Origin of the sequence: Sinorhizobium sp. FG01 (genome assembly GCF_002531875.1) — a bacterium.
GTDB classification, from domain to species: domain Bacteria; phylum Pseudomonadota; class Alphaproteobacteria; order Rhizobiales; family Rhizobiaceae; genus Sinorhizobium; species Sinorhizobium fredii_C.
Genome location: NZ_NWTB01000017.1, coordinates 91,508 through 111,938, shown reverse-complemented (window position 1 = coordinate 111,938; position 20,431 = coordinate 91,508). Strand labels below are relative to the sequence as shown.

The following is a 20,431-nucleotide window of genomic DNA, read 5'->3' as shown; positions in this document are numbered from 1 at the left end:
GACATAGAGATGGCGGTAAAAGGGTGTCTTGCCGCGGACCTCCGCGGAATGCTCGATGATCATGTGATATCCTCCACTTGGGACGCGCCCAGTCCGGCAACGCGCCGGGCCTCCCGGGCCACTCTTCCGAAGATCGACAGCAGCGGCTGCCTTGTGGAGCTTGTTTGCAACGGGCGTGCCAGATTGTTGCCGGCTCTGCACAGGCTTGAAACACTTGATGTTTTCTGGAGAGAGTGAAGAACGGGCAATCGGCCTGTGCGGATTTCCGCACAAACCGGCTGGCACGCCGGGCGAAAACATGCACAATGCCGCCATGACCAAATACCCGTCAGGCACGGACGATCTGGGCGCGCTCCGCCGCCGGTCGCGGCAGTCGTGGCTGCTGTTTGCGGCCGTGGCGCTCATGCTTCTGGTCGCTGGTCTCCACCTTGCCGGGGCATATGGGCGATCGCAGGCGCTCGTTGACCTTGCCGAACAGAGCCGGCTCGACGCCAGCCTGAAAGTCTCGCTGTTAAGGGCGGTGGTCGAGCGGCAGCGGGCCCTGCCGCTCGTTCTTTCCGACGATACCGCCATTCGCCAGGCGCTCGCCTCGCCGAGCCCGCAGTCGCTGGAGCCGATCAATCGCAAGCTCGAAAGCCTTGCCGCAAGTGCGGAGGCGGCCGTCGTCTATCTGATCGGCCGCGACGGCGTCGCCGTCGCCGCCAGCAACTGGCGGGAACCGACGAGCTTCGTCGGCAACGACTATGCCTTCCGCGACTATTTCCGCCTGGCGATGCGCGACGGCAAGGGCGAGCATTTCGCCATGGGGACGGTGAGCCGGCGGCCCGGCCTCTATATATCGCGGCGTGTCGACGGGCCGGACGGGCCGCTCGGCGTGATCGTCGCCAAGCTCGAGTTCGACGGCGTCGAGGCCGATTGGCGGGTGACGGACAAGCCGACCTATGTCACCGACCGGCGCGGCATCGTGCTGATCACCAGCCTGCCCTCCTGGCGCTTCATGACGACGCGGCCGATCCCCGACGACCGGCTTGCCGACATCCGCGAAAGCCTGCAGTTCGGCGACGCGCCGCTACTGCCGCTGCCTTTTCATCGGATAGAGGACCAGCCGGACGGCTCTTCGACGCTGGAGGCGCTGCTGCCCGGCGACGGCACCGAAGCCTTCCTGCGCGTCGAGACGCCGGTGCCATCCACCGCCTGGCGGCTCGAGCAACTGTCGCCGGTAAAGGTGGCGCTGGCGGCCGGGGCGCGGGAGATGCGGCTCCTCATGCTTGCCGCATTGGTGCCGCTCCTGGCGCTGGCCGCATTTCTGCTGCGGCGGCGGCAGGTGGTGGCGATGCGATCGGCCACGGAGCGGCTGGCGCGCACCGAGCTGGAAGAAAAGGTCGAGGCGCGCACACGTGACCTCAGCAGGGCCCGCGACCGCCTTGAAACCGAGATCGCCGACCACCGGCAGACGGCCGAGAAGCTGCAGGCGGTCCAGCAGGATCTGGTGCAGGCCAACCGGCTGGCGATCCTCGGACAAGTCGCCGCCGGCGTCGCCCACGAAATCAACCAGCCGGTTGCGACCATCCGCGCCTATGCCGACAATGCCCGCACCTTCCTCGACCGCGGCCAGAGCGCGATCGCCTCCGAGAACATGGAGAGCATCGCCGAGCTTACCGAACGCGTCGGCGCGATCACCGACGAGTTGCGGCGCTTCGCCCGCAAGGGCCATTTCGCGGCCGAGCCGACGGAGATGAAGGATGTCGTCGAGGGGGCGCTTCTGCTCTTACGCAGCCGCTTTGCCGGCCGGATGGACGCGATCCGCATCGAGCTGCCGCCGGACGGCCTGAAGGCGCTCGGCAATCGCATCCGCCTGGAACAGGTGCTGATCAACCTGCTGCAGAACGCGCTGGAAGCGATCGGCGATCGCGACGACGCACTGATCCGGGTGCGCTGCGAGGAGACGGCCGGCGGCATCGCGCTCACCGTCGCCGACAACGGACCGGGCGTCCCCGCCGACATCCTGGACGAGCTGTTCACCCCTTTCAACACCTCGAAGGAGGAAGGGCTCGGCCTTGGTCTCGCGATCTCCAAAGAGATCGTGAACGACTATGGCGGCACGATCGAGGTCGACAGCAGCCCGTCCGGAACGACATTCACCGTGCAACTGAAGGAGGCCGACGCGCCATGAACCGCGCACCCTCTGTATTCCTGGTCGATGACGATCGCGACCTGCGCAAGGCGATGCAGCAGACCCTGGAACTTGCCGGCTTCGCTGTATCGCCCTTCCCCAGCGCGGCCGAGGCGCTCGCAAAACTCGACCCCGGTTTCGAGGGCGTCGTCGTCAGCGATATTCGCATGCCGGGCATGGACGGGCTCGCATTCTTCCGGCGGATCGCCGAGCTCGACGCCGATCTTCCGGTGATCCTGGTCACTGGCCATGGCGACATACCGATGGCGGTCCAGGCCATCCAGGACGGAGTCTATGATTTCATCGCCAAGCCCTTTGCAGCCGACCGGCTCGTGCAGAGCGCCCGGCGGGCTGAAGAGAAGCGCCGCCTGGTGATGGAGAACCGCGCCCTTCGCCAGGCAGCGGAAGCGGCGTCGGAAAGCCTGCCGCTGATCGGCCAGACGCCGGTGATGGAACGGCTGCGCCAGACGCTGAGGCATATCGCCGACACGGATGTCGACGTGCTGGTCGCCGGCGAGACCGGCAGCGGCAAGGAGGTCGTCGCGACGCTTCTGCACCAGTGGAGCCGGCGCCGGAGCGGCAATTTCGTCGCGCTGAATTGCGGCGCGCTGCCCGAAACGGTGATCGAAAGCGAGCTTTTCGGCCACGAGCCCGGCGCCTTCACCGGCGCCGTCAAAAAGCGCATCGGCCGGATCGAGCATGCGAGCGGCGGCACGCTGTTCCTCGACGAGATCGAGGCGATGCCGCCGGCAACCCAGGTCAAGATGCTGCGCGTGCTCGAAGCTCGCGAGATCACGCCGCTCGGCACCAATATTGTTCGCCCGGTCGATATCCGCGTCGTCGCGGCGGCCAAGATCGACCTCGGCGACCCGGCCGAACGCGGCGAATTCCGCGAGGATCTCTACTACCGCCTGAACGTCGTGACGCTGTCGATTCCGCCGCTGCGCGAACGCCGCGAGGACATCCCGCTGCTCTTCTCGCATTTCCTGAAACGCGCCTCGGAGCGTTTCGGACGGGAGGTGCCGGAGATCTCCGTTATGGTTCGCGACCATCTGATGACGCATGCCTGGCCGGGCAATGTGCGCGAACTCTCGCATTTTGCCGAACGTGTGGCACTCGGGGTCGAGGCCAATCCCGGCAAGTCCGCCGCCCCGCCGGTGCCGAGCAACGGCACCCTGCCCGAGCGGCTGGAGCGCTACGAGGCCGATATTTTGAAAGAGGCGCTAACCGCCCATCGCGGCGATGTCAGGGAAACCCTGCAGGCGCTCGGCATCCCGCGCAAGACCTTTTACGACAAGCTGCAGCGCCACGGGATCAACCGGGCGGACTATGGGCGTGGTGCCGAGGAATCCTGAGATCGACCAGGGCATGCGCGGACCGCAAGTGCTTGACGGCGAACGTCGCGAGCCTATCTCCAGCCCATGGATATGACCGAGCGCAGGCGATCCGCCTCCACCAATGTCCGATCGTTTCGGATCGCATTGCAGCGCATTGAACGCGGCCGCGATCCGTCGGCGCTGCGGTGGCAAGCGCTTCTCGCTTTCATCGATCTCAGCATCCTCGCCTTCTTCATCTTGGGCCCCTATCTCCGGGAAGGCCCCACCTATCTCATCATCGACTACACGATCGCCGCCTGGATCGGCGCCGAACTGCTGGCGCGCGCGCTTTCGGCTCCGTCGCTGCGTGTCTTTCTCAGAAGGCCGATGACCTGGATCGACCTGGTCATCCTCGCCACCCTTCTGTTCCCGGACCTCCTGTTCAATTTCGCATTCCTGAGAGCCATGCGGATCTGGGCGATCGGGAGAAGCCCGCTGCTGCGCGAAGGCTTGCGGCGCATCGGCGGCGCGCATCTTCAGGACGTGGTGCGCGCCTGCCTGAACTTTCTCGTCTTCCTGTTCATGATGACGGGCTTCGTCTACACCACCTTCTTCTACGCGCAGGAGGGCGGCGAAGGCTTCGTCGACGCGCTCTACTTCACTGTGGCGACGGTCACCACCACCGGCTTTGGCGACATTACGCTGCCCGGCACATTGGGCAAGCTCACCTCCGTCGTGACGATGATCATCGGCATCTCGCTCTTCGTCCGGCTCGCCCAGGCGGTGGTTCGGCCGCACAAGGTGAACTTCCCTTGCCCGCAATGCGGGCTGCAGCGGCACGACCTCGACGCCGTGCATTGCAAGGCCTGCGGCCACCTGCTCAATATCCCCGACGAGGGTGATTGAGCGCCTATTTGCGCGCGAAGCTGAAGGTGAAATGGCTGCCGCGGTGATAGTCGATGGCGTGGATGACGGGCGCGCCGGCCGTGCTGAAGCAGGTCTCGCGAATGAGCAGCGCCGGCCCGAAGTCCCTGAGATCGTGCCGTTCGATCACCTCCGCAGGCAGCATCACCGCGGAGACGGTCGCCGACGACATGCGCGGCCGGTGCCGGTAGCGATCGAGCAGGTCGAGCAGCGAGCCGGTCCAGTCGATGTCGTAGAGACGGTTCGGGATGATGCCGCGCGGGATGTAATCGACGCAATAGAGGATCGGTTCGTCCTTCTGCAGCCGCAGCCTTTCGAGGCGGACGACGCGCTCACCCTCACCCAGCTTCAGCTGTTTCGCGATCAGCGCGTCGGGGATTTCTTCGGCGATCGAAAGCACCTTGTTGAGGGTCTGGTAGCCGTAGTGCCGCGTCATGTCGGTGACGCTCTCGAATACCGTGATCGGCCTGTCCACCTGGACGGCCGACATGGCCGAAACGAACCGGCCGCGCCCATGCTCCACATAGATGACCCCATCCTGTTCGAGCAGTTTCAGGGCTTCCCGCAGCGCCGGCCGCGAGATCTTGAAGCGCTGCGTCAGCTGCGCCTCGGTCGGCAATTTGTCGCCGGGCTTCAGCGCCTCGTCGCGGATCAAATCGGCGATGCGGTCGCGAAGCTGGATCACCAATGTGCGCGTATCGCGAAGCGGCTCGTCCAATTCTCTCTCCAAAGCGCCCGTAGACTAAGTCTTTCTTGTCTGACAAATCCGCCGTGGTCAAGGCCAGGCAATTTCAGCCGGAAGACACGAACCCGAGCAGGGACGATCTGCTTTTCTCCGTCACGGCGGCCCTTGACACAAGCTCTCATTGTTGTCAGTTGTCTTACAACATCGCCGCTGCGATGATCGTTGGTGCTTTATCGAGAGAGAACCATGCTGAATTTTGACGAACAGAGATTTCTCCGTATCCAGACCGGCGCCGTCGCCCTCGGGCCGCGCCTCGACGCCGTCATTCGGGGTTGCCTCGACAAGGGCGCCGAGAATATCTTCTTCCTGGGTACCGGCGGCGCAGCCATCTTGATGCAGCCGGCGGTGCAATTGCTGCAGCGAAAATCGCGCTTTCCGGTCTTCATCGATCTTGCCGCAGAGTTGGTGGTAGCCGGCTCGGCCAACCTGACGGAAAAATCGATCGTCGTCATTCCCTCGCTCTCCGGCACGACCAAGGAAAGCGTGGCGCTGCTCGCCAAGGTAAAGGAGACCGGCGCGACGGTGCTGACGCTCGTCGGCCACGAGGAGACGCCGCTCGGCAAAGGCGGCGACCATCCCTTCGTCAATTTCGCCGAGGACGACACGTCCTGCGAATCCTTCTATCTGCAATCGCTCTTCATTGGGCTGTCGATCCTGCGCCACCGCGGCGAGATCGACAATTACGATGAGATCGTCGGCGAACTGGAAACGCTGCCGCAGCTGCTCCTCGAGGTGAAGCGCAGCTACGAGGACAAGGCGGAGGGCTTTGCGAGGATTCTCGCCGGCTCGGACTATCATATCGTTACCGGCGCGGGGAACGTCTGGCCCGAGGCCTTCTATTACGGCATGTGCATCCTCGAAGAGATGCAGTGGATCCGCACCCGTCCGGTGCATGCCTCGGACTTCTTCCATGGCACGCTGGAACTCGTCGAAAAGGGCGTCAGCGTCATTCTCTTCAAGGGCGAGGACAGCCTGCGGCCGCTCGCCGATCGCGTCGGAAATTTCGCGCGGGGCTACACCGACAAGCTGACTGTGCTCGATACGGCGCAATTCGACCTGCCCGGCATTTCGCCGGAGGTGCGCGGTCTCGTCTCGCCGATCGTCCTTGCCACGGTGCTCGAACGGATCAGCGCCCATCTCGAAGTCCTGCGCAACCATCCGCTAACCACGCGGCGCTACTACAAACGCGTAGCCTATTGAGCGGGCAAGCGGCACGAAGGGTCGCGCCTGCAACAGCACTCGCGCACCCCTTGCGTGAACCTTAGGGACAGTCATGACCTCCTTCCGCCTTGCCGCCGTCGGCGACAACTGCATCGATCGGTTTCGTCCGCCGCTGTCCCGGTCCTATGTCGGCGGCAATGCGGTCAATGTTGCCGTGCAGCTCGCGCGGCTCGGTCATCAGTCCTTCTATTTCGGCGCCGTCGGCCGTGATGGCGACGGCGCAAAGGTGCGCCGCCTGCTCGAGGAACATGCGGTAAGGCTGGATCACCTGCAGGAACGCGACGGCAACACCGCCTATACGGATATCGACGTGACGCCGGCCGGCGACCGGATCTTCGTTCACGAGGACTTCGGGGTCTGCGCCGGCTATCGGCCGGATCCGGCCGAGCTGGAAATCCTGAAGACCATGGATCATGTCCATATCGGCTGGCTTGACGATGGCGGCGCGCTGCGCCGCGCGCTCTCGGCGAGAGGTGTCAGCGTCTCGCAGGACGTCTCCGTCAACGCCGCGGCCGCTGACCTCGGAGTCGCGGGGCTGTCGATCGCCTTCGGCTCGGCCGGCGAGAACGACGCCGCGGCCGAGCGCCTCGCCGCCGATTTCCTGGCACGCGGTGCCCGCCTCGCCGTGGTGACGCGCGGTAGTCGCGGCTCGCTTGCGAGCGACGGCAGGGAGCAAGCCACGGCCGGCATCCGTCCCGTCGAGGTCGTCGATACGACGGGCGCCGGCGACAGTTTCATCGCCGGCTTCATCGCGGCCCGGATGGAAGGCCGGTCGCTTGCGGAATGCCTGCAGGCCGGACGCGATCTCGCCTCCCTCACCTGCGCCCATATCGGCGGCTTCCCGCAGGCGCCGCAGCCGCTCTGAGTTTCAAGCCTCGCCTAAACGCGTTTCGAGCGGCGCGCAGTCGCATCAGCGAACATCGAAGCGGCCGAACCGGGCTTCGATGCGGGATTGGAGATATTCCAGGCAGACCGAGAGAAGCCAGTAGATCATCGAGGCGGTGATCAGCATCTCGATATGACGGAACTCCGTCTGTCCCTGGGTGCGGGCAAGATACATCAGCTCCCAGACCCCGACGACCGATACGAGCGAGGAATCCTTCAGCATGGCGATGAATTGGTTGCCGGTCGGCGGGATGATGACGCGCATTGCCTGCGGCAGGATCACCAGCCCCATGGTCTGGGCGGGACTGAGCCCCAGCGCCGTCGCGCCCTCGGTCTGGCCGCGCGGGATGCTCTCGATGCCGGCCCGGAAAATCTCGGTCATATAGGCGCCGTAGCAGAGCGAAAGGGCGAGAATACCGGCAGGCACCGCACTGATGACGTAGCCGACCTGAGGCAGGCCGAGATAGATGATATAGATCTGCATTAACAGCGGCAGGCCGCGAAACAGCGAGGTATAGAAGGTCGCAAAACCGTAGATGACGCCATTCTTCGACAGTTTCGCTATCGCCCCGGCCAGCGCGATGACGGTGGCGACGGCGATCGAGATCACCGATATGTAGAGCGTCGTGACGACGCCCTGCGAGACCAGGAAGCCGATCTTCTTGGCGATGAAGGCGAAGGACAGGTCGAAAGAATAGAAGAACAGCATCAGCAGCGCGAAGAGCTCAAGCCAGACCCCAACCACCTGCCAGTGGCGCGGCAGCTGGCGCAGCGCCTTCCAGTTCACTGCCGCCGTGAGGGCAATCATCGATGCGCTGAGGAATTGCCCGAGCACGGGATGGGCGGCGAGCCAGTCGGAAGCGGCCGGCAGCAGATGCCCGATCCAGGTCGGACTGATGCCGAGGCCGTAGATGCCGAGCGTGACGAGCGCCAGCATCAGCAGAAGGCCGGTGCGCCGCGCCGCGTCCGGGTAAGTCAGTACCAAGCGACCAATCATCGAAACCTCTCCGGCGTTCAGGCAGCGCGCTCGCGCCACCAGTCCTGGGCCTGCAATTTCCAGTAGGTGAGCTGCGCCACGGCAAGGCCGGCATAGCCGCCGGCCCAGACGAGCCCGAAGGACTTGAAGAGCTTGTAACGGTCGGACTGGCCGAGGATCGCCTCCGCAACGAGCTTCCCGCCGATCGCCGTCGTGTTGAGTCCGTGGCCGCCGAAGGCGGTGCAGTGCCATACGCCCGGCTGCATCTCGCCGATCTGTGGCATCAGATGGCGGGCATAGGACATGAGGCCGGACCAGGCGAGCTCGGTCTTCAGTTCTTTCAGTTGCGGATAGGTTCCGACCATCTCGCATCGCAACTCCCGGGCGAGAGCCGCCGGCGAAGCCGCCCTTGTGGTGATCCGTCCGCCCCACAACAGCCGCTTGCCGCCGTCGACCAGCCGGTAATAGTCGCCGGCCCGGCGGTTGTCGCCGACCGCGTCGTCGGTGGCGATCGCCGTGCGGATGAGCTCCGGCGCTTCCTCGCTCAGCATCACATAGGTGGCGATCGGCAGGAAGGCGCGTTTCAGCGGGCCATGCAGCCGGCCGCTATAGCCTCCGGTGGTGAAGACGACCTGACGGGCCTTGACCTTGCCGCGAATCGTCTGGACGGTTTTCTCGGCCGCGCCGAGAGCCGTCGCTATTGCGGCCGACCGCTCGTAGATCCGCCCGCCGAGACGCTCGACCTCGTCCGCGATGCCGCGGAGATAGTTCAACGGGTGCATGTGAAAGGCGCGGCCGTCCCTGAGGCCGTGGAAGTAGCGCTTCGACTTCAGGACCGAACGCACCTGGTCGGTGTCGAGATAGTCGAGCGCGTAGCCATAGGCGCGCTTCATCTCGTCCGCATGCGCTTTCAGGCTCATGCCATCGTCATAGCGCAGCACGCTGACGAGGCCAGGCTGCGGACGGGCGCCGTCGATCTTCAGCTGCTCGATCGTCTCGCGGACGAAATCGACCCCCTCGATCGACAGGTGATGCAGCTGCCGAGCCGCCTCGGCTCCTACGCGCCTGGCGATCTCCGCACTGCCGGTGGCAAAGCCCGGGCTGACGAAGCCGCCGTTGCGGCCCGAGGCGCCGAAGCCTATGCATTCGGCCTCCAGCACGATTACCGATTGGCCGGCGAGGGCAAGCTGCAGCGCTGTTGTCAGACCAGCAAGGCCGCCGCCGATGATGACGGTGTCGCATTCGACCGCTTCGGACAGAACTGGTCTGACCTTCGTATCGGCCATTGTCTTTCGGTAATAGGTATCGGGATAGGACATGGTCACCCGCGGATCGCTCACATGGACAGGGCTGCGGGCGGTTTGGCCGCCGCCCGCAGATAAGGATCAGTCGGCGCTATAATCCTTGCCGTACCATTTGGTGGTGAGCGTTGCGAGCGTGCCATCCTTCTTCATCTCGGCGAGGATCTCACCGATCTTCCTGGTCCAGTCCGGATCGACCTTCTCGGCAATCACCACCAGCGGTTCCCTGAAGGCGTATTCGCCATCGAGAACGCGAAGCGGATAGCCGTTCTTGATGGCGTTCATGGCGGTCTGTTCCGGCGCGATGACGGCGTCGAGCCGCACGCCGTTGCCGAGGCGCAGATCGTCGAAGGGCAGCATGGAATCCGCAAAGGTGCGGATCTCGCCGGGCTCGAGCTTGTACTCGACCGGCGGAAGACCGGGTGCGTCGATCTCGAGCTGACGGCGAATGAAGTCCTCGGATGTCGTCGCGGTCTCGACGCCGATGATCTTGCCGTTCAGATCGGCGACGGACTTCGCCGGACTGTCCTTGTGGAGAACATAGACATAGGGGCTGTAGTAATAGATGCCGGCGAAGTCGATCACCTGGGCGCGCGCCTTGGTCGGGGTGACGGAACCGACGCCGAGATCGTAGCGACCCTGCCAGCGGCCGCCGGTCAGCGTTGCCCAGTCGGGCGTCTCGAAGCTGATTTCGACGCCGAGCCGCTTGGCGATCTCCTTCGAAACGTCGATGTCGAAACCGACCATCTCGTTATTGTCGTCGAGATAGCTCTGGGGTGGCCAGCCGCTGTTGGTGGCAACGACCATGGCCTTCTTGTCCATGACCCGTTCGAGCGTTTCGCCCGCCTCGGCGGTGGTCACGAAGGCCCATGCGGCAGCGCCGATGGCGAGCTTGGCAAACAGTTTTCTCACGCAATCCTCCTGTTCAAATCGATCAGTCGAAAGTTCCCGTTTATGTAAGATGTCTGACAACTGAATTTGCAGGAGCCAGAGATCGGCTGTCAAGACCGAAGGGCTGCCTCTACTCATGAAACGAAGTGATGAGACCATGCGTATTGGTGATGGCAGGGCGGGGATGCGCGGCAGACGCCTGTGCCTGAAAGTGGCCCTTACGACGCTGGCCGCCCGTCCCGGATCATCGCGAAATAGTCGTCCAGGCCCACCTGGCCGCCTTTCAGCGCCACCTCAATGTCGTCGATCGACAGGTCGCCGCTGTGGGCGGTGCAGAGCGGCGAACCGGGCGACTGCGGGAGCGGCAGGCGCAAGGTCAGCGCGTCCACCGAAAGCTGCCCCAGCGCGTGGCTCGAGGTGTCGCCGCCGGCGATGACGGCGCGGCGAAGGCCCGCCCGTTTCACCAGTTCCTTGAGGAGCAGGCCGAGCCGCTCGCCGATCCGGTGGCGCGAGCCGTCCTCCAGGCCGATGGCATTGCCGCGATCACTCGAAGGCCCGAGCGCCGTGTAGAATATAACACTCCGCCCCTCCTGCAGAACCCTCAGGCCGCGCGCTATCGCCTCCTCGAGCGCAGCGCCGCTGTCGGCCGCGGCCAGCACGAGCGGATCGACGCCGATGCCGTCAAACCCGTTCTGAAGAGCATGGCGGATCTGGCGCTCGGTGGTCGGCGAGACGCTGCCGGAGACCACGGCAATCCGGTCGACGGGACCGGGAGCCGTGAAGACAGGCGCTTCGCCGATGAGCCCCAGCCTCTGCCACTCGCGGACGAGCGCATATTCCACACCCGAGGAGCCGCAGGCGAACTGGCCGCCGGCACAGCGCTTGCGCCAGAGCTGCCGCCCGACGGCGGCCTGGCTCTCGGCGCCCGCGACATCGAGGAGGACGATGTCCTTCCCCTCGGAGAAGGCGAAATCGGTGACCGCGTCGGCGTCTGCCGATGCGAGCTGGGCGATGTCCACCAGCCCCGTCCTCAGCGACGTCTGCCGCGACAGATGCAGGCGAATGTCTGCCTCATCCATGGGCGTTACCGGATGCCGGCTCATCACCGGATGACGGTCGATGCGGTAGGTCTCGCCGCGAAAGGCGGCGAAGAGATTGCCGAAGCTCGTGTAGCGGCGGATCTCAGGAGCGCCGAGCACCAGCGGCACCGGCGCCTTGCCGAAAATTTCGCGGCCGATCTCGATCGCCTTGCCGATATTGCCGACCGCCGGGCTGGAATCGAAGGTTGAGCAGACCTTGTAATGGGCGATCAGCGCCTGAAGCGACTTCAGCCAGGCGAAGGCCGAGGGGAGATGCTCTGCCATCCAATCCGGTGTCTGGCTGCGGCTGGTGCCGGCAAGGCCGAAAGCACGGCAATGGGCGAAACGTTCGAGCAGCGCCGCCTCCGGGATCTTGAGGAACAGGGCCGTTTCGACGCCATGCGAGGAGAGCGCCTCCATGACGTCGGTGGAGCCGGTCAGGTCGTCGCCGTAGTAGCTCAGCAATGGTGTCTGCATGCGCGCCCTCCGTGGATCATCGATGTGTTCAGGCGCCCTTGCCGCCGGAAAATTTTTCGAGGGACTGCGCGAGTTCCGGATGGTCTTTGGCATAGTCGGCTAGCGGGATACCGGCGACCGCCGCCTCCCAGGCCTGGCGCACCGCCCTGACGCCGGCGCCGGCGCCGCCCGGATGGCTGACGATGCCGCCGCCGCAGAGATAAAGCAGATCGGTCGAGCCGCCGGTACGGGCATAGGTCTCAGGCGCCTGGCCGCCCCACTGGCCGGAGCCGACGACCGGCAACGGGCAATCCCGCCCGGAAAAGAGCGGCGTGCTGACCGCCTTGAACGATTTGACGAAGCTCTCGTCCGGCTCCCAATACTTGACGCGGATGCCGTTGATCTGGAACTGGTCGACGCCGATCAATCGCCAGAATTGCTGCCAGACCGAAAATTCCATCCCAAGGCCGCCGTGGCGGGTGTGGATATCCCAGCCGTTCCGATGCGCATGAAGAACGATCCCGGAGCGCTTGCGCAGGAAGGCAACGCCGCCCATGCCGATCGAATTGATGTTTACGACGCCGGCGTTGCCGCCCGCCTGAACGACGAGGTCATGGTTGCGCATCATCTCGTCGGGATCGGTGTGCGAAATGCCGAAGGCGTACATGACCTTCTTGCCGGTCTTCTGCTCGTGGTCGAGGATGCGCGGCATGATCGCGGCGACCCGCTCCTTCAGCGGCGAATAGGCCGGGCTCATCAGCTTCTCGTCGTCCTTGACGAAATCGACGCCGGAGGACACGAGGTCGCCCACCAGCTCCGCCGTCTCCTCCGGCCTGAGACCCAAGGCGGGCTTGACGATGGTGCCGATGATCGGGCGCTTGTCAACGCCGGTCAGCCGGCGGCTGCCGGCGACGCCGAACTGCGGCCCGGGATGGGCGGCAGCAAATTCCGGCGGCAGTTTCAGGTCGACGACGCGGATGCCGGTCATCCCCTTGATCGAATAGACGCCGCCGATCGCGATTGTCATGAGCGCGGCGAGATCCGTGCCGATCGCATCGAGCGGAAAGGCGATCTCCGCCTCGGCCCGGTTGAAACGCTGTGCCCCGCCGCCCTCCTCCGGCCAGGCGGGCTGGTCGGCCGGCTCCAGATGCCTGATGGCGACGACCCGAGCCGCGACGCGCGCCTTCAGCTCCTCGGTTTCGCCCGGCACCGGCACGAAGGTTCCGGTCGACTGATCGCTGGCAATCTTTGCCGCCATCGCCTCGACGTCGCCGGGTGTCTCGATGCGGTAGGTGATGCGGATCACGGCGGTTTGCCCCTCATGAAAATCAGTGGCCTCGTTCCCTCAACTGGTATAATGAGTATCTGAGCTGCGCAAGCGAAATCGCGTGAGCCGGCCGGTGAGGGCGAGATTTCCTCGCCACGGAAAACGTGCATATAGAGGGACGAGCGAGAATAGCGGTGGAGTTCACATGGCGATTCAATCAGAACCTATCGTCCGCAGGAAGCTTTCCGACGAGGTCTTCGCCCGGCTGAAGGCGCTGATCGAAACCGGCGAATTGCAGCCCGGCGACGAGATGCCGTCGGAGCGGATGCTGATGGAGCGTTTTCAGGTCGGCCGCCCGGCCATTCGCGAAGCCATGCAGACGCTTGCCAATATGGGGCTGATTGAGATTTCGCATGGCGAGCGCGCCAGGGTGCTGCAGCCGACGGCGCAATCGCTCCTGAGGCAGGTGGACGTCGCCGCCAAGATCATGCTTTCGGCGTCCTCGGACTCGCTCGAGCACCTGAAGAACGCGCGAATCTTCTTCGAGCGCGGCATGGTGCGCGAGGCCGCAAGCCGCGCTACGACGGCTGATGTCGCCGCGCTCGAGGAGATCTTGAAGCGCCAGCGCGCCGCGCTTGGCAATTCCGACTCCTTCATCGCCGCCGACATGGCCTTCCACGGCCGCATCGCTGAGATCTCCGGCAATCCGATCTTCAGTGCCGTGAGCGAAGCGATGCTCGGCTGGCTCAAGGAATATCATACGGAAATGCTGATCTGGACCGGCAGGGAGAACGTGACGCTCTCCGAGCATGCGGAGATCATCGACTGCATCCAGCGCGGCAAGCCTGATGAGGCCGAGCAGTCGATGATCAAGCATCTCGAGCGTTCGCGGGCGCTTTATGCGCCGAAGGGCAAATAGATTACGCTTGGGAGCGCTCTACCCCCTGTGGCCTGCCGCAGTGGCAAACCGATTAGAGAATTTCGATCCGGGCGACCGCATAGGCCGGGAGCACAACGTCAGCACTTTCATGCGGCCTCGCCTCAGGCTCTCTTGCGCCGTTGCGGAGCCAGCCTTCGTCCAAGAGGAGGAGGCTCCGCCTCCCCGGCTCGGCGAGCGTCACCGTCTGCGGATTGGGGGTGAGATTGGCAAGCAGCAAGGTGATCGTACCATCGAGTTCGGCGCCGAGCCCTAGAACCCGATCCGCCACGCAGGTCTCGATGGCGATGCCCTCGCCCCCAGAAAGCTCGGCAAGCCAGCGCAACACATAGAACAGCGGCCTCGGGGAGCCCTCCTTGACCGGCTCGCCCGGCCCGGCCACCAGCCCAAACGGACCGGCAAGCGTCGAAAGCGTCAGCACCTCGACTTCCGCCTCCGCCACGGTCGCCGCATAGGCGAGCGTCCAGGCGGCGCCGAAGAGCGCATTGTGACGCGGATCGCGGTTGGCCATGGCGATACGCTTGCCGGACGGATTGTCCTTTGTCTGGCTGCCATAAGGGTTCTGGCGCATGGCGATGGTGGAAGGGCCGATGCGGTAGGGCTTGTCGCCATAGATCACCCGCACCGAGCGCGTCACGTCGCGGAGCGCTTCGAAGGTCTGCATGACGCTGAGATCATCGGCAGCGTGGACGATCGGATTGGTGCAATGTGTCACATAGGCGAGCCGATTGGCCGGCGCGCGCTTGCGGTTGAGCTCGGTGAAATAGCTGAACATGCCGCCCCCGAGCGGCACGCCGGGAAAAGCTCTTTGCGCAGCCTGATAGACATCTTCGAGCGGCGGGCATTCCGGCCAGGCGCTGCCCGGCGGCGTCGATTGGCGGTCGACCGATGGCGACACGGCAAGGCTTGCGAGCCTCAGTCCACTGTCACGCACCATCCGGGCGATCTCGCCCAGCTCGTCATCCAACGGGCGTCGGCAAGGAACGAAGCATTCTAGCGTCACCGCTGCGCCGGATGTATCGGCCATCTGCCGGAAGTGCCTCAGCGCCGCGGCGCCATGGCCGGCACCCGGATCGAAATGGCAGATCAGATGCCGCGCACCCAGCACGCGGATCAGTCCGGCTTCGAGAAGCTCATCGCCCGCCTCGTCGGGTCGAAGCCCGATACCGATTGCCGGCAACTTGCCTTGATCGCGCCTCAGCGAAATTTCGATCGGGACCGGCTTTGTAGCGACCACCGCAACGGCATCGAGCTGGCGGATCGATAACCGAACGGCCTGGTGAACCGTCTCCCCGGCTTTCAGCACATAGGGCCAGGGAAGCGCCAGCGGCCGCACATAGATTTTGTAGGAGCCGTCGGTCCAGTTGCGCTGGTCCTCCATTTCGAAGACGTCGCCGATCATGCGGCACTCGGCCTCGATGCCGGGCATCACCTCATAGGTAATCGCGGCGATATCCTTGAACGGCTGCCAGGGCTCGATCAGATCGGGGAAGACCGAACGCTCGACGGAACCATCGCCATGCTCGACCGTGACTGCCCGGCCGGCGACGCCGACGATCGGATGCAGGATCGCAAAGCCGGCGCGCGCCGTTTCGAAATTGCGATCCGGCGTGTAACGCGCATCGAAGATGAGCGCGTCGGGGAAGACTTCGATGGTCGACCGACAGTCAAGCACCGCGCCGTTGGGAGCCTGGAACCGGGCGTCGTAACGGACGATGGTCGCCGCCTCTTCCTCTTCGACGGTCAGGCCGGTGATCGCGGCCTCACATGTCCCCCAGTCGCGGTCGCGCACGAGAAAGGATATCGCCCGCAGCACCTCCTTGCCGGAAAAACGGATCATGCGCAGATTGCCGCCGACGAGCTCGGCGCTGAGCCGGCCTGCTTCGAGGCGCCGCGGCACCGGCTCCGGCTCTTCCGTCCCGAAGAGGAGAAAGATGCGGGAAGCCGTCATCCGAGGAAATCCTCGACCGGCACGGTCTTGCCCTTGGCGGCGCTGCGATAAGATGCCTCGACCAACGCAAAGGTCTTGAGATTGTCCCTTCCTGAGGTCTCCGGTTCGCGGCCGGCGCGCAGGCAGTCGACGAAGTGCTGCTGGATCAGGCTGACGCTCTCCTGGATATTGTGCCAGGGCGCCGAGGCCCAGGGGAGAAGGCGCGGCTCGACATCCGTCACCTTCGTCCCCTCGCGCGAATGAACAGAAAGACGGTAGCCCTGCGAGAGCCGCAGCGTCCCCTTGCTGCCGTCGACTTCCAGCATGGTTTCGGGAAAAGGCTCGACCGGCAGCCTGGTGGCGTAGCTGCAATCGACGATCGACGTGACGCCGCCGCGATGGTCGAGCATCATCGTCGCGACGTCCTCGCCGACGATCTTCGGATTGACGCGGCGTGTGCGGGCGGTCACCGACGCCGCATCGCCAAAGAGGTAGCGCGCGATGTCGAGCGCGTGGATGCCGAGGTCCTCGATGATGAAGCGCTTGCCGGTCGCGAGATATGGCTGGCCGGAATAGACGTCATAAGCCGACCGGAAGCTCACCCGACCCCAGAACACCTCGCCGATTACGCCGCTGTCGATTGCGGCCCTGGCGGCCCGGATCGGCGACTGCCAGCGGAAATTCTCGTGCACCATCATAGGCACGCCCGTCGCGGCACAGGCGGCGACCATCGCCTTGGCGTCTTCCATCGTCGGCGCGATCGGTTTTTGGCAGATCGTCGGAATGCCGTTCAGCGCTGCCATCTCGACCAGCGGCCGGTGGCTTCTGACGGTCGTCGCAATATCGACGAAATCAAAGCCGCCATCGGCAAACAGATCCTCGGCCGAAGTATAGCGCCGCGTGACGCCGAACTCTTCGCCGACCGCCCTAAGCCGTGCCGGATCGCGGTCGCAGATGGCGACGATCCGCGCCCCCTCGGTGTCGCGCCAGCCATGCATCTGGTTGACCGCGAAAAACCCGCAGCCGATCAGGGCGCCCTTCAGAATTGCCATTCAGTCAACCTTTCTTCGCAAGCTGCATCAGCGTCACCTGCTGCTGCAGCCGGCGTTGCGCCTGGTCCACCACGACCGCGACGATGATGACAATGCCCTTGATGACCATCTGCCAGAAGGACGAGATGCCCATCATGACGAGGCCATCGGACAGGATGCCGATGACGAAGGCACCGATGATGGTGCCGCCGATCGTGCCGCGGCCGCCGGACATGGAGGTGCCGCCAAGAACGGCTGCGGCGATGGCGTTGAGCTCGAAGGAATTGCCTGTCGCAGGATGCGAGGCCATCAGTTCCGAGGAAATAACCAGGCCGACGATCGCCGCGCAGAAGCCGGAGAACATATAGACGAATATCTTCACGCGATCGACGCGGATGCCGGACATGCGGGCGGCCCGCTCGTTGCCGCCGACCGCGAAGATGTGGCGGCCGATCGGCGTGTACTTGGCGACGTAAGCGGCGGCGAGCGCCACGACGATGAGGATCCAGATCGACACCGGCAGGCCGAGAAGCCGGCCGGAGCCCAAGAAGGCGAAGCCGGTCGTCGACAGTTCCGGCTTGCCGACGAGGTTCGGGAAGGTCTGGCCGTCGGAGGAAAGCAGCGCGAAACCGCGCGCCACATAAAGCGTGCCGAGCGTTGCGATGAACGGCGCGACGTTCAGCTTGGTGATCAGCAGGCCGTTGATCGCACCGATCAGGATGCCGACGGCGAGCGTGATCAGACACACCTCGAAGACATTGAAATAAATCGTGTAGCCGAACTGCAGGTCGATGCCGTTGAGGATCAGCCCGCCGGCCACCATGCCGCAGAGCCCGACGATCGACCCGACGGAGAGGTCGATGCCGCCGGTGATGATCACGAAGGTCATGCCCATGGCGAGGAAGGCATTGAGCGCCACGTGCTTTGACATCAGGATAAGGTTGGCGGTCGACAGGAAGTTCGGCGCGAAGACCGAGAAGAAGGCGATCACCGCGAAGAGCGCGATGAACGTCCTGAGCTTCATTAGCGTCAGCAGCAGAGAGCCGTTCGGAGCTTCCGCAGCGTTGGTGGTGGTCGTTGCCGCTGTCATCAGGCGTGTTCCCTTGTCGTCTTGTGGCCTTCGGCCGAAGCCTTCACGATCAACTCTTCCGTCGCCTCGGCGCGGTCGATGACAGTGACGAGCCGTCCATTGCTCATGACGGCGATGCGGTCGGAGAGCGCCATCACCTCTTCGAGGTCGGAGGTGGAAAACAGGATCGCCAGACCCTCGCCTGCCAGCCGCCGCATGGTGCGGAAGACGTCCGCCTTGGCCCCGACGTCGATGCCGCGGCTCGGCTCGTCCATCATAAGCACCTTCGGCCGGGTCATCAGCGCCTTTCCGATGACCACCTTCTGCTGGTTGCCGCCCGACATCGACGTGACCTCGAAATCGGGATTGGGCGCCTTGATGGAAAGATCGCCGATGGCCGCCTTGATCGCCGCCCGCTCCTTGTCGCCGACGATATGGAAGCCGAAGCGCAGGAAGCGCTCAAGGCTCGCCAGTGTCAGATTGCTGGCGATCGACAGCGCCTGCACCAGCCCTTCGCGCTGGCGGTCCTCCGGGATTAACGCCAGGCCGCGCCGGATCCGGTCGGAAGTATCGCATGTGGAAACATCGGCGCCGCCGACATGGACGCGTCCGGTCGAATGCGGATGCTGGCCGATGACGCATTCGAAGAATTCGCTTCGGCCGGCACCCATCAGCCCGTAGATGCCGAGCACTTCACCGGCCCGCACCGAGATCGACATATGGTCGACGGCAAGGCCGCCGGTGCGGCGCGGCAGGCAGATGTCCTCGGCGCGGAAAACGTCTTCACCGAGGCGGTGATCGACCGACTTGGCGAAATCCTTCGCGTCCGAACCGATCATCGAGCGGACGATCCACTTCGTGTCGATGTCCCTGACCATGGCATGACCGGTGATCTGGCCATCGCGCAAGACCGTGATGTAATCGCCGATCCGCATCAGCTCTTCGAGGCGGTGGGAGATATAGACGATCGCCACCCCTTGCGCCTTCAATTCGCGGATGACCTTGAAGAGCACATCGACCTCGGCCGCCGAAAGCGCCGAGGTCGGCTCGTCAAGAATGAGGATACGGGTATCGAGCGAGATCGCCTTGGCGATTTCCACCAGCTGCTGCTGACCGATCGGCAGGTCTTCGACGAACGTCTCGGCATCGATGCCCGCATCGAGCCGATCGAGGAACTCGGTGGCTTTCGCGACCTGGGCACGATGATCGATGCCACGCAGGCCGCGCCTGATTTCGCGCGTAGCGAAGATGTTTTCGGCGACCGAGAGATTGCCGAAGAGATTAAGTTCCTGGAACACCATGCCGATGCCGTGGCGCTGGGCATCGCCGGGCGAGTGGAATTCGACCTCCTCGCCGTCGAGCAGGATGCGGCCGAGCGACGGCTTTTCGACGCCGGCGATGATGCGCATCAGCGTCGACTTGCCGGCGCCGTTCTCGCCGACGAGCACGTTCACCGCCCCGCGCCTGAGCGCCAGGTTGGCGTGGCGCACGGCGACGATACCGGAATAGACCTTGGTGACGTCCTCGAGGCGCAGAACGCAATCGTCGTTCTCGGGCGGGTGCAAGCTCATCCACTCACCGTCAGCTGCGCCGGCACGAACGACGGCAGCTGCCCCTTGGCGGGCTGCGGATAGGCGCCGATCGCCTCGAGCTTCCTGCCGACGAGCTGATCGCGCGTGAGCTTTTCGAGCACAAGGCCGTTCACATGTGTGTTGAAGGCCTTACCGTACTGGGCCCACTCGATCTGGTTCTTGAATTCGTTGAAGTTGACGAAGTCGAGGCTGTCGCGGATCGCCGTGCCGCGGATCGCCGGACCGATCTGGACACGCGCATCCGCCTTGCCGTCGCCATCGGCGTCAACCTCCACATAGGCCGAGCGCGATTTCGTCTCCGCCTTGATGATGGTGCCCGAAAGCCGCGCGGCGAAGGTCCAGGGGCTGCTTCCCTGCTTCTCCTTATGTCCGTATTTGGCGCCGGCCGCATCTGCGTCGCTTGCCGCGAGCGAGGCGACCTCCGAGAACGGCCCCGCTTTCCTGTCGAGATAGGGCACGACCTTGCTGTCCCATATCTCAGCGACCATCCGATCCGGATCGAAGCCGCCGGAAGCGGATTGCGCCGTCTCTTCGGCCGTCGGCGTCCTGATGATCTTGCAGCCCGCGAGAGCCATCATCACCGCAAGGAATATGACGGACGCGCCCCTTGTACTTGGCATCGAAAGCTACTCCATAGC

Annotated in this window: 18 protein-coding genes; 7 read left to right on the top strand and 11 right to left on the bottom strand. The window is 64.4% G+C overall.

What is annotated here, in order from left to right:
- The 4 genes from CO656_RS30560 to CO656_RS24510 all read left to right on the top strand — a co-directional run.
- Positions 1–237, top strand: a 237-nt coding sequence (locus CO656_RS30560; RefSeq protein ID WP_210202573.1) for a hypothetical protein, incomplete at its 5' end; no start/stop codon positions are given.
- A 61-nt stretch (positions 238–298) separates the two neighbouring features.
- The gene (locus CO656_RS24520) at positions 299–2,173 is read left to right on the top strand and encodes a sensor histidine kinase (RefSeq protein WP_097527470.1); all 1,875 of its coding nucleotides are present in this window, start codon (positions 299–301) and stop codon (positions 2,171–2,173) included.
- Positions 2,170–3,528 carry a sigma-54 dependent transcriptional regulator gene (locus tag CO656_RS24515; protein ID WP_097527461.1) on the top strand — a complete coding sequence of 453 codons (1,359 nt, stop codon included), beginning with the start codon at positions 2,170–2,172 and terminating at the stop codon, positions 3,526–3,528. Before CO656_RS24520 ends, CO656_RS24515 begins: the two co-directional genes overlap by 4 nt.
- A 66-nt stretch (positions 3,529–3,594) precedes the next feature.
- Positions 3,595–4,395 (top strand): potassium channel family protein, encoded by an 801-nt coding sequence (locus CO656_RS24510; protein ID WP_097527460.1) that lies wholly within the window; start codon positions 3,595–3,597, stop codon positions 4,393–4,395.
- Between the two features lie 4 nt (positions 4,396–4,399).
- Here CO656_RS24510 and CO656_RS24505 read toward each other — a convergent pair whose 3' ends face one another.
- Positions 4,400–5,131 (bottom strand): GntR family transcriptional regulator, encoded by a 732-nt coding sequence (locus CO656_RS24505; RefSeq protein ID WP_037416039.1) that lies wholly within the window; start codon positions 5,129–5,131, stop codon positions 4,400–4,402.
- Positions 5,132–5,344: 213 nt separating this feature from the next.
- Here CO656_RS24505 and CO656_RS24500 point away from each other — a divergent pair, with 213 nt between their 5' ends.
- Together CO656_RS24500 and CO656_RS24495 are read left to right on the top strand one after the other, a co-directional pair.
- Entirely contained in the window at positions 5,345–6,358 is a 1,014-nt protein-coding gene (locus CO656_RS24500; protein ID WP_097527459.1) for an SIS domain-containing protein, read from the top strand.
- Positions 6,359–6,431: 73 nt separating this feature from the next.
- Positions 6,432–7,244: a PfkB family carbohydrate kinase gene (locus CO656_RS24495; RefSeq protein WP_037416035.1), complete on the top strand. Its 813-nt coding sequence runs from the start codon at positions 6,432–6,434 to the stop codon at positions 7,242–7,244.
- A 45-nt stretch (positions 7,245–7,289) separates the two neighbouring features.
- On the opposite strand, the gene CO656_RS24490 is transcribed toward CO656_RS24495, so the two are convergent.
- The 5 genes from CO656_RS24490 to oiaX form a co-directional block, all read right to left on the bottom strand.
- Entirely contained in the window at positions 7,290–8,261 is a 972-nt protein-coding gene (locus CO656_RS24490; protein ID WP_097527469.1) for an amino acid ABC transporter permease, read from the bottom strand.
- 17 nt (positions 8,262–8,278) lie between these two features.
- Positions 8,279–9,559, bottom strand: coding sequence for an FAD-binding oxidoreductase (locus CO656_RS24485; RefSeq protein WP_097527458.1), 1,281 nt, complete (start codon positions 9,557–9,559; stop codon positions 8,279–8,281).
- 66 nt (positions 9,560–9,625) lie between these two features.
- Positions 9,626–10,453, bottom strand: a complete 828-nt coding sequence (locus tag CO656_RS24480) for a transporter substrate-binding domain-containing protein (protein WP_097527457.1) — start codon at positions 10,451–10,453, stop codon at positions 9,626–9,628.
- A 197-nt stretch (positions 10,454–10,650) separates the two neighbouring features.
- Positions 10,651–11,988, bottom strand: coding sequence for a four-carbon acid sugar kinase family protein (locus tag CO656_RS24475; RefSeq protein WP_097527456.1), 1,338 nt, complete (start codon positions 11,986–11,988; stop codon positions 10,651–10,653).
- A 28-nt stretch (positions 11,989–12,016) separates the two neighbouring features.
- Positions 12,017–13,273, bottom strand: a complete 1,257-nt coding sequence (gene oiaX / locus CO656_RS24470) for a 3-oxo-isoapionate-4-phosphate decarboxylase OiaX (protein WP_097527455.1) — start codon at positions 13,271–13,273, stop codon at positions 12,017–12,019.
- A gap of 166 nt (positions 13,274–13,439) precedes the next feature.
- Here oiaX and CO656_RS24465 point away from each other — a divergent pair, with 166 nt between their 5' ends.
- Complete coding sequence (locus tag CO656_RS24465) at positions 13,440–14,153, top strand: transcriptional regulator NanR (protein WP_037415969.1); 714 nt, start codon at positions 13,440–13,442, stop codon at positions 14,151–14,153.
- Between the two features lie 52 nt (positions 14,154–14,205).
- Here the strand turns inward: CO656_RS24465 and CO656_RS24460 are convergent, their stop codons facing one another.
- The 5 genes from CO656_RS24460 to CO656_RS24440 are packed head-to-tail and all read right to left on the bottom strand — an operon-like array spanning position 14,206 to position 20,413.
- Positions 14,206–16,122, bottom strand: coding sequence for a hypothetical protein (locus CO656_RS24460; protein ID WP_097527454.1), 1,917 nt, complete (start codon positions 16,120–16,122; stop codon positions 14,206–14,208).
- On the bottom strand, positions 16,119–17,153 hold the full coding sequence (locus CO656_RS24455; RefSeq protein WP_097527453.1) for a Gfo/Idh/MocA family oxidoreductase: 1,035 nt from the start codon (positions 17,151–17,153) through the stop codon (positions 16,119–16,121). Before CO656_RS24455 ends, CO656_RS24460 begins: the two co-directional genes overlap by 4 nt.
- Before the next feature lie 4 nt (positions 17,154–17,157).
- Positions 17,158–18,222 (bottom strand): ABC transporter permease, encoded by a 1,065-nt coding sequence (locus CO656_RS24450; protein ID WP_037415961.1) that lies wholly within the window; start codon positions 18,220–18,222, stop codon positions 17,158–17,160.
- On the bottom strand, positions 18,222–19,772 hold the full coding sequence (locus CO656_RS24445; protein ID WP_097527452.1) for a sugar ABC transporter ATP-binding protein: 1,551 nt from the start codon (positions 19,770–19,772) through the stop codon (positions 18,222–18,224). The genes CO656_RS24450 and CO656_RS24445 overlap by 1 nt, the downstream gene beginning before the upstream one ends.
- The gene (locus CO656_RS24440; protein WP_097527451.1) at positions 19,769–20,413 is read right to left on the bottom strand and encodes a DUF2291 family protein; all 645 of its coding nucleotides are present in this window, start codon (positions 20,411–20,413) and stop codon (positions 19,769–19,771) included. The genes CO656_RS24445 and CO656_RS24440 overlap by 4 nt, the downstream gene beginning before the upstream one ends.
- Between the last annotated feature and the right edge of the window lie 18 nt (positions 20,414–20,431).